This window comes from Streptomyces sp. WELS2 (assembly GCF_013870595.1).
Taxonomy (GTDB): Bacteria; Actinomycetota; Actinomycetes; order Streptomycetales; family Streptomycetaceae; genus Streptomyces.
This window is the reverse complement of record NZ_JACBWZ010000191.1, coordinates 1-9,307: the sequence shown is the minus strand read 5'-3', so window position 1 is coordinate 9,307 and position 9,307 is coordinate 1. Positions and strand designations below refer to the sequence as shown.

The 9,307-nt window shown below is 71.1% G+C and carries 8 protein-coding genes; 3 read left to right on the top strand and 5 right to left on the bottom strand.

Annotated elements, in window-relative coordinates:
• Positions 1 to 147: 147 nt before the first annotated feature.
• The 5 genes from pgl to tkt are packed head-to-tail and all read right to left on the bottom strand — an operon-like array spanning position 148 to position 6,794.
• A complete protein-coding gene (pgl, locus tag H5J33_RS14160; protein WP_181795260.1) occupies positions 148 to 930 on the bottom strand; it encodes a 6-phosphogluconolactonase in 783 nt (260 codons plus the stop codon).
• Positions 927 to 2,018 (bottom strand): glucose-6-phosphate dehydrogenase assembly protein OpcA, encoded by a 1,092-nt coding sequence (gene opcA, locus H5J33_RS14155; RefSeq protein WP_181795259.1) that lies wholly within the window; start codon positions 2,016 to 2,018, stop codon positions 927 to 929. The genes pgl and opcA overlap by 4 nt, the downstream gene beginning before the upstream one ends.
• Complete coding sequence (zwf, locus tag H5J33_RS14150) at positions 2,015 to 3,553, bottom strand: glucose-6-phosphate dehydrogenase (protein ID WP_181795258.1); 1,539 nt, start codon at positions 3,551 to 3,553, stop codon at positions 2,015 to 2,017. The genes opcA and zwf overlap by 4 nt, the downstream gene beginning before the upstream one ends.
• Before the next feature lies 1 nt (position 3,554).
• The gene (tal, locus tag H5J33_RS14145; protein WP_181795257.1) at positions 3,555 to 4,673 is read right to left on the bottom strand and encodes a transaldolase; all 1,119 of its coding nucleotides are present in this window, start codon (positions 4,671 to 4,673) and stop codon (positions 3,555 to 3,557) included.
• A 33-nt stretch (positions 4,674 to 4,706) separates the two neighbouring features.
• On the bottom strand, positions 4,707 to 6,794 hold the full coding sequence (gene tkt, locus H5J33_RS14140; protein ID WP_181795256.1) for a transketolase: 2,088 nt from the start codon (positions 6,792 to 6,794) through the stop codon (positions 4,707 to 4,709).
• A 440-nt stretch (positions 6,795 to 7,234) separates the two neighbouring features.
• Between tkt and H5J33_RS14135 the strand changes: the two genes are divergently transcribed.
• The 3 genes from H5J33_RS14135 to H5J33_RS14125 all read left to right on the top strand — a co-directional run.
• Positions 7,235 to 8,224 (top strand): heme o synthase, encoded by a 990-nt coding sequence (locus tag H5J33_RS14135; protein ID WP_399552824.1) that lies wholly within the window; start codon positions 7,235 to 7,237, stop codon positions 8,222 to 8,224.
• Between the two features lie 69 nt (positions 8,225 to 8,293).
• Complete coding sequence (locus tag H5J33_RS14130; RefSeq protein WP_181795255.1) at positions 8,294 to 8,614, top strand: hypothetical protein; 321 nt, start codon at positions 8,294 to 8,296, stop codon at positions 8,612 to 8,614.
• A 147-nt stretch (positions 8,615 to 8,761) separates the two neighbouring features.
• On the top strand, positions 8,762 to 9,307 hold a 546-nt coding region (locus tag H5J33_RS14125; RefSeq protein ID WP_181795254.1), incomplete at its 3' end, for a nucleotidyltransferase domain-containing protein.

Below are 9,307 nucleotides of genomic sequence, written 5' to 3'. Positions count from 1 at the left end.
CCTGGACGCGTCCACGAAGGCGCTGGTCGCCAAGTACCGGGAGCTGCGCGGCCGGGCGTGAACCGGGGCGCGGAAACGGAGGACGGCGGGAGCCGAAGCCCCCGCCGTCCTCCGTTCACACCCGTGTCCCTGGGCGCTGCCCGCGGCTCACGGCGACGCCGGGGGATACAGCGACCGCGGCAGCTGCGAGGCCGCGGCGGAGTCCAGCAGCCACAGGGTGCGCCGGGTGCCGTACGCGCCCGCCGCCGGGGCCTGGATCTCACCCGCGCCCGACAGGGCGATGGCCGCGGCCTCCGCCTTGTCCTCGCCGGCCGCGAGGAGCCAGACCTCGCGGGCCGCGCGGATCGCCGGGAGGGTGAGGGTGATCCGGGTGGGCGGGGGCTTGGGCGCGCCGTGCACGCCGACCACCGTGCGCTCGGTCTCCCGTACGGCCGGCAGCTCCGGGAAGAGCGAGGCCACATGGGTGTCCGGGCCGACGCCCAGCATGAGCACGTCGAAGGCGGGCACCGGGCCGTGGTTCTCCGGTCCGGCCGCCTTGGCCAGCTCCGCCGCGTAGGCCTCGGCCGCCGCCTCGACGTCCGTGCCGAACGGGCCGTCGGAGGCGGGCATGGCGTGCACCCGCTCCGGGTCCAGCGGGACGGAGTCCAGCAGCGCCTCGCGGGCCTGCGTGACATTGCGCTCGGGGTCGCCCTCGGGGAGGTAGCGTTCGTCACCCCACCACAGGTCCAGACGGCCCCAGTCGATGGCGTCCCGGGCGGGCGCCGCCGCCAGCGCGGCCAGCAGCCCGTTGCCGTTGCGGCCGCCGGTGAGGACCACGGACGCGGTGCCCCGGGAGGCCTGCGCGTCCACGATCTTCGTGATCAGGCGGGCCGCGGCGGCCTGCGCCATCAGCTCCTTGTCGTGGTGGACGACCAGCTGCGGTGTGTTCACTTCGCCGCCGCCTTCCTCGCCGGTGCCTTTTTGGCACTCTTGGCCGCCGCCTTCTTCGCGGGGGCCTTGGCCGCCTCCTCCACCGGCTCCGGCTCGGCGACCGGTTCCGCGGCCTCCGCGGTGGCGGCCGGTTCGGCCGGGGCCTCGGCGGACTGCTTCGGCACCGTGTTCAGCCGCTCCACGCCGTAGCGCAGCGCCGACGCGTAGGTGTCGTCCGGGTCCAGCCGGCGCAGCTCCTCCGCGATCAGCTCGGCGGTGTCCCGCCGCTTCAGCGCCACCGCGCGGGCCGGCTGGCCCTCGATGGCGAGCGTGGCGAGCGAACCGTCCGCGCGGTCCAGCGAGATCGGGCCCCGGCTGGTGTCCAGCCGGACGGCGGTGAGCCCCGGGCCGGCGGACGGGGAGCGCCGGACGGGGACGTCCAGCCGGTCCGCGAGCCACATCGCCAGCAGCTCACAGCTCGGGTTGAACTCCTCGCCCTCCACCTCCACGGCCCGCACCTCGCACGTGACCTGGTCCAGGGCCGCCGCCAGCATCGAACGCCACGGCGTGATCCGGGTCCAGGACAGATCGGTGTCGCCGGGGGTGTAGGCCGCGGCGCGGGCGGCCAGTTCGCGCACCGGCTGCTCGGCGGTGTAGCTGTCGGTGACGCGGCGCTGGGCGAGCGCGCCCAGCGGGTCCTTCGCCGGGTCGAGCGGCGCGTTCACCGGCCACCACACGACGACCGGGGCGTCCGGCAGCAGCAGCGGCAGGACCACCGAGTCGGCGTGCTCGACGACCTCGCCGTACAGCCGCAGGACCACCGTCTCGCCGGTGCCCGCGTCCGCGCCCACCCGTACCTCGGCGTCCAGCCGTGAGGAGGTGCGGTCGCGCGGGCCGCGGGAGACCCGCTTGATGACGACGAGGGTGCGCGAGGGGTGCTCGCGCGAGGCGTCGTTGGCGGCCTTCAGGGCGTCGTAGGCGTTCTCCTCGTCGGTGACGATGACGAGGGTCAGGACCATGCCGACGGCGGGGGTGCCGATGGCGCGGCGGCCCCGGACGAGCGCCTTGTTGATCTCTCCGGCGGTGGTGTCGGTCAGGTCTATCTTCATGGCCGGCGCCAGCTCCGTCCGTCTCGTGCGAGCATCTCGTCCGCTTCCACCGGACCCCAGGTGCCCGACTTGTACTGCGCGGGCCTGCCGTGCTTGTCCCAGTACTCCTCGATCGGGTCGAGGATCTTCCAGGACAGCTCGACCTCCTCCGTGCGCGGGAAGAGGTTGGCGTCGCCGAGCAGCACGTCCAGGATCAGCCGCTCGTACGCCTCCGGGCTGGACTCCGTGAACGACTCGCCGTAGGCGAAGTCCATGGACACGTCCCGGATCTCCATGGAGGTGCCCGGCACCTTGGAGCCGAAGCGGACCGTGACGCCCTCGTCGGGCTGGACGCGGATGACGATCGCGTTCTGGCCCAGCTCCTCCGTCGCCGTGGTGTCGAACGGGGAGTGCGGGGCCCGCTGGAAGACCACCGCGATCTCGGTGACCCGGCGGCCCAGCCGCTTGCCGGTGCGCAGATAGAAGGGGACGCCCGCCCAGCGGCGGTTGTCTATCTCCAGCTTGACCGCGGCGTAGGTGTCGGTCTTCGACTTCGGGTCGATGCCCTCCTCTTCGAGGTAGCCGATGACCTTCTCGCCGCCCTGCCAGCCCGCCGCGTACTGACCGCGCACGGTGTCGGCGCCCAGGTCCTTCGGCAGCCGGACCGCGCCGAGCACCTTCTCCTTCTCCGCGGCCAGCGCGTCCGCGTCGAAGGAGGCCGGCTCCTCCATCGCGGTGAGCGCCATCAGCTGGAGCAGGTGGTTCTGGATGACGTCGCGGGCGGCGCCGATGCCGTCGTAGTAGCCGGCCCGGCCGCCGATGCCGATGTCCTCGGCCATGGTGATCTGCACGTGGTCCACGAAGGACCGGTTCCAGATCGGTTCGAACATCTGGTTGGCGAAGCGCAGCGCCAGGATGTTCTGGACGGTCTCCTTGCCGAGGTAGTGGTCGATCCGGAACACCTGGTCCGGCTCGAACACCTCGTGCACGACCTTGTTGAGTTCCTCGGCCGAGGCCAGGTCGTGGCCGAACGGCTTCTCGATGACCGCGCGCCGCCAGGAGCCGCCGCTCTGATCGGCCAGGCCGTGCTTCTTCAGCTGCTGGATGACCACCGGGAACGAGCGCGGGGGCACCGACAGGTAGAAGGCGAAGTTGCCGCCCGTGCCCTGCGCCTTGTCCAGCTCGTCGATGGTGGAGCGCAGCCGCTCGAAGGCCTCGTCGTCGTCGAAGGTGCCCTGGACGAAGCGCATCCCCTGGATGAGCTGCTGCCAGACCTCCTCGCGGAACGGGGTGCGCGAGTGCTCCTTGACCGCGTCGTGGACGACCTGCGCGAAGTCCTCGTGCTCCCAGTCGCGGCGGGCGAAGCCCACCAGGGAGAAGCCCGGCGGCAGCAGACCCCGGTTGGCGAGGTCGTACACCGCGGGCATCAGCTTCTTGCGGGACAGGTCGCCCGTGACGCCGAAGATGACCAGGCCCGACGGCCCCGCGATACGCGGGAGCCGTCGGTCGGCCGGGTCACGAAGCGGGTTCGCTCCGGAACCGGAAACGGGTGACAACTCAGCCCTCCGAGGGGGCAAGGCGCTCGAGCTCCGCCTGGGTCGACTTCAGCAGGTCGTTCCAGGACGCCTCGAACTTGTCGACGCCCTCGTCCTCCAGCACCTGCACGACGTCGTCGTACGAGATCCCGAGCCGCTCCAGCGCGTCGAGGTCGGCGCGCGCCTGCTCGTAGGTGCCGGAGACGGTGTCGCCGGTGATCTCGCCGTGGTCGTCGGTGGCCTCCAGGGTGGCCTCCGGCATGGTGTTGACCGTGTTCGGCGCGACCAGCTCGGTGACGTACAGGGTGTCCGGGTACGCCGGGTCCTTCACACCGGTCGACGCCCACAGCGGACGCTGCTTGTTGGCGCCCGCGCGCTCCAGCGCCGTCCAGCGGTCGGAGGAGAAGACCTCCTCGTACGCCTGGTAGGCCAGCCGGGCGTTGGCGAGGGCGGCCTTGCCGCGCAGCGCCTTGGCCTCGTCGGTGCCGATGCCGTCCAGGCGCTTGTCGATCTCCGTGTCCACACGGGAGACGAAGAAGGACGCAACGGAGTGGATCCTGGACAGGTCCAGGCCGCGCTCCTTGGCCTTCTCCAGACCGCTCAGGTAGGCGTCCATGACCGCGCGGTAGCGCTCCAGCGAGAAGATCAGCGTGACGTTGACGCTGATGCCGAGGCCGATGACCTCGGTGATCGCCGGGATGCCCGCCATGGTGGCCGGGATCTTGATGAGGGTGTTCGGGCGGTCCACCAGCCAGGCCAGCTGCTTGGCCTCGGCGACGGTGGCGTGCTCGTTGTGCGCCAGGCGCGGGTCGACCTCGATGGAGACCCGGCCGTCCTGGCCGCCGGTGGCGTCGAAGACCGGGCGCAGGATGTCGGCGGCGTCGCGGACGTCCGCCGTCGTGATCATGCGGATGGCCTCTTCGACGGTGACCTTGCGGGCGGCGAGGTCCGACAGCTGCTGGTCGTAGCCGTCGCCCTGGGAGATCGCCTTCTGGAAGATCGTCGGATTGGTGGTGACGCCCACGACGTGCTGCTGGTCGATCAGCTCGGCGAGATTGCCGGACGTGATCCGCTTGCGCGACAGGTCGTCCAGCCAGATCGCGACGCCTTCTTCGGAGAGGCGCTTGAGTGCGTCTGTCATGGAATTACATCTCCTACGTGTCGTATACGGGCGTCAGCGCTGAGCGTCGGCGAGGGATTCCCGCGCCTTGGCGGCCACGTTCTCCGCAGTGAAACCGAATTCGCGGAAGAGCAGCTTGCCGTCGGCGGAAGCGCCGAAGTGCTCCAGGGAAACGATGCGGCCGGCGTCCCCCACGTACTTGTGCCAGGTCAGGCCGATGCCCGCCTCCACGGCGACGCGGGCCTTGACGGACGGCGGCAGCACGGAGTCCCGGTACCCCTGGTCCTGCTGCTCGAACCACTCCACGGACGGCATCGACACCACGCGGGTGGGCACGCCCTCGGCCTGGAGCCGCTCGCGCGCCTCGACGGCCACGTGCACCTCGGAACCGGTGGCGATCAGGATGACCTGCGGCTCGCCGCCCTCGGCCTCGAACAGGACGTAGCCGCCCTTGGCCGCGTCCTCGTTCGGCTCGTACACCGGCACGCCCTGGCGGGTGAGCGCGAGGCCGTGCGGCTGGCCCTTGCCGAACTCCTTGGTCCAGCGCTTGAGGATCTCCCGCCAGGCGATCGCGGTCTCGTTGGCGTCGGCCGGGCGGACGATGTTCAGGCCCGGGATGGCGCGCAGCGAGGCCAGGTGCTCGACCGGCTGGTGGGTGGGGCCGTCCTCGCCGAGGCCGATGGAGTCGTGCGTCCACACGTACGTCACCGGCAGGTGCATCAGGGCCGACAGGCGCACGGCGTTGCGCATGTAGTCGGAGAAGACGAGGAAGGTGCCGCCGTAGATCCGGGTGTTGCCGTGCAGGGCGATGCCGTTGATCTCGGCGCCCATGGAGTGCTCGCGGATGCCGAAGTGGATCGTGCGGCCGTACGGGTTGGCCTCCGGCAGCGGGTTGCCCGCGGGGAGGAACGAGCTGTCCTTGTCGATGGTGGTGTTGTTCGAGCCGGCCAGGTCGGCGGAGCCGCCCCACAGCTCGGGGATCACCGCGCCGAGCGCCTGGAGCACCTTGCCGGACGCGGCACGGGTGGCCACGGCCTTGCCGGGCTCGAAGACCGGGAGCTTCTCCTCCCAGCCGCCGGGCAGCTCGCCCTTGGCGATCCGGTCGAACTCGGCGGCCCGCTCCGGGTTGGCCTCGCGCCACTCCTGGAGGGACTTCTCCCACTCGGCCTTCGCCTGGGCGCCGCGCTCCAGCGCCTTGCGGGTGTGGGTGATGACCTCGTCGGCGACCTCGAACGACTTCTCCGGGTCGAAGCCGAGGACGCGCTTGGTGGCCGCGACCTCGTCCTCGCCCAGCGCCGAGCCGTGCGCGGCCTCGGTGTTCTGCGCGTTCGGGGCCGGCCAGGCGATGATCGAGCGCATCGCGATGAAGGACGGCCGGTCGGTGACCCGCTTGGCCTCCTGGATCGCGGCGTAGATCGCCTCCGGGTCCAGGTCGCCGTTCTCCCGGGCCTCCACCCGCTGCACGTGCCAGCCGTAGGCCTCGTACCGCTTGACGGTGTCCTCGGAGACGGCCGTCTCGGTGTCGCCCTCGATGGAGATGTGGTTGTCGTCCCACAGCAGGACCAGGTTGCCCAGCTTCTGGTGGCCGGCCAGCGAGGACGCCTCGGCGGCGATGCCCTCCTGGAGGCAGCCGTCACCGGCGATGCAGTAGACGAAGTGGTCGAAGGGGGACTCGCCGGCCGGCGCCTCCGGGTCGAACAGACCGCGTTCGTAGCGGGCGGCCATCGCCATGCCCACCGCGTTGGCCACACCCTGGCCCAGCGGGCCGGTGGTGGTCTCCACACCCTTGGTGTGTCCGTACTCCGGGTGGCCCGGGGTCTTGGAACCCCACGTCCGGAAGGCCTTCAGATCGTCCAGCTCCAGGCCGAAACCGGCCAGGTAGAGCTGGGTGTAGAGGGTCAGGGACGAGTGGCCGGCGGACAGCACGAAGCGGTCGCGCCCGACCCACTCCGGGTCGGCCGGGTCGTGCCGCATCACCTTCTGGAAGAGGGTGTAGGCGGCCGGGGCCAGGCTCATCGCCGTACCGGGATGGCCGTTGCCGACCTTCTGTACGGCGTCTGCGGCCAGGACACGGGCGGTGTCCACGGCCCGCTGGTCCAGCTCGGTCCACTCAAGGTCTGTGGTGGTCGGCTTGGTGCTCACCCTGGGTCAGGGCTCCTCTCCACATGTCGGTCGCCGGTCGTCGGGCATAACGCCAGAACCGGCCGCCGAGGGGCTTGTCGCCCACCGGTCGTTGTCGAGCCTACCCCCGTGAGGACGTGCGTTTTTTCGAGTGTTTCAAGACTGCCGGGAGTCGCCGGGATCCGCCTCCCGACTGGGCGGAACGGCATTCGGCACATGAATACGGACCCGCTCATCTGACCGCTCAGGAGAGCTTTCCCGCGCACGGAGGATCACGCTGTGGATCACCCCTTTTCCAGCGCATCCGAGCGAGCCCGCGCACGTGTGTACGGAGGGCCCCGCCAACACGAACCCACCCCCGCGAAGGCCGGGGTATGGGCAACGTCTAAAGTGGCGTGGTACGCGCGAGCCGTAACCCGGAGTGTCCGGCGGGGAGGCTCGCTGGGATGTCTCTGTCAGGGGTGTGCGTGACGGCCGTCGAATCCCGTCCTGGGGGTCCCTCCCAGGCCCTCAAGGCCCTGGGGGAGGGTGTGCTCGGTGGTGCGAGCCAGGGCCCGGTTCACCGGCCGTTGGGGGCCCGTGTCAAGGCGTTCGTGGCGCTGACCAAGCCACGGATCATCGAGCTGCTCCTCATCACCACCGTTCCGGTGATGTTCCTGGCGCAGCAGGGTGTGCCGGACCTGAAGCTGGTCCTGCTCACCTGCCTCGGCGGCTATCTGTCGGCGGGCGGCGCCAACGCGCTCAACATGTACATCGACCGGGACATCGACGCCCTGATGGACCGCACCTCCCAGCGCCCGCTGGTGACCGGGATGGTCAGTCCGCGCGAGTGCGTGGCGTTCGGCATCACCCTGGCGGTCGTCTCGACGCTGCTGTTCGGGTTCACCGTCAACTGGCTGAGCGCCTGGCTGTCACTCGGGGCGCTCCTCTTCTACGTCGTCGTCTACACGATGATCCTCAAGCGGCGCACGTCGCAGAACATCGTGTGGGGCGGCATCGCCGGCTGCATGCCGGTGCTCATCGGCTGGTCGTCCGTGACGAACTCGCTGTCGTGGGCGCCGGTCATCCTCTTCCTCGTCATGTTCTTCTGGACCCCGCCGCACTACTGGCCGCTGTCCATGAAGGTCAAGGAGGACTACGCGCGCGTGGGCGTGCCGATGCTGCCGGTCATCGCCTCCAACAAGGTGGTGGCCAAGCAGATCGTCATCTACAGCTGGGTGATGGTCGTCGTCTCCCTGCTGCTGACCCCCCTCGGCTACACCGGCTGGTTCTACACGGCCGTCGCCCTCGCGGCGGGCGGCTGGTGGCTGTGGGAGGCGCACGCGCTGCAGAACCGGGCCAAGGCCGAGGCCACGGGCACGAAGCTGAAGGAGATGCGGCTCTTCCACTGGTCGATCACCTATGTGTCGCTGCTGTTCGTGGCGGTCGCGGTGGACCCGTTCCTGCGCTGAGCCGCACCGGGCGCAGGTCACAGCGCCCTGCTCTCGCCAGCTGATCTACCGGTGAGTAGCATCCTGGGCATGGCAGACACGCAGCAGGTTGACGCGAGGGCCGAGCGCACGGTGTCCCGGCTCGCCCACCGGATCAGCGCCTTCGCCAAGGCGCACGGCGGCGCGGAGGGCCAGGTGGCCTACATCGGCGAACGCGGCGCCCGCATCGTCCTCGTCGGCGCGGACGGCGGCTGGGGCGACCTGGTGGCCCCCACCCACGCCATCGCCGAGCAGGCGGTGACCAGGTCCGGCATCACGGTCCACGAGTCCTTCGACGGCGAGTTCGCGGCCAAGGTGAACACCGGGCCGTACGAGTGGAAGCGGATGGCCGGCATCCAGGTCGGCGGCTGACCGAAGCGCTCCGTCGCCCCGCGGCCCGGCCGCGGGGCACGCTTCGGCAAGAGATCGTTCCCGCCGGTGCCCGGCCTGCCCGAGCCGTACGCGGCGGGCGACGCGTGCCGGATGTACAAGCTCCGGCGGGCCGCCGAGACTGGGCGGATGACGACCGCTTCCCTGCTCGACGACTTCCTGGACGCCCTGCTGCCGCTGCGGCCCCGCGCCGTCTGGGCGCACGGCTCCCTGGCCGGCGGCGACTACCAGGAGGGGCGCAGCGACCTGGACCTCATCGCCGTACTGCCCGGTCCGCTCGGCCCGGCACACGCCTTCCGGATCGCCGCCCTGCACACCGGGCTGCGCCGACGGCCCCTCGCGGCGAAACTCCACTGCTCCTATCTCACCCCGGCAGCCCTGGACGATCCGGAGCGCCCGCACCTCACCTGGGCGCACGGCCGGCTGCTGCGCCGCCCGGTCACCCCCGTCACCCGGCGCGAGCTGCACGACTTCGGCCGGGTGCTGTACGGGGAACCGCCGGGCGGGCTGCTGCCGCCGGTGCCGCGGGAGCGGTTGCGCGGCTTCGTGGTCCGTGATCAGCGCGACTTCTGGCGGCCGGCGGTGGACCGGGCCCGGCTGTGGCGGCAGGACGTCTGGGTGGATCTGGGGCTGCTGACGTTCGCCCGGGCCACCGCGACCCTGCGCGACGGCCGG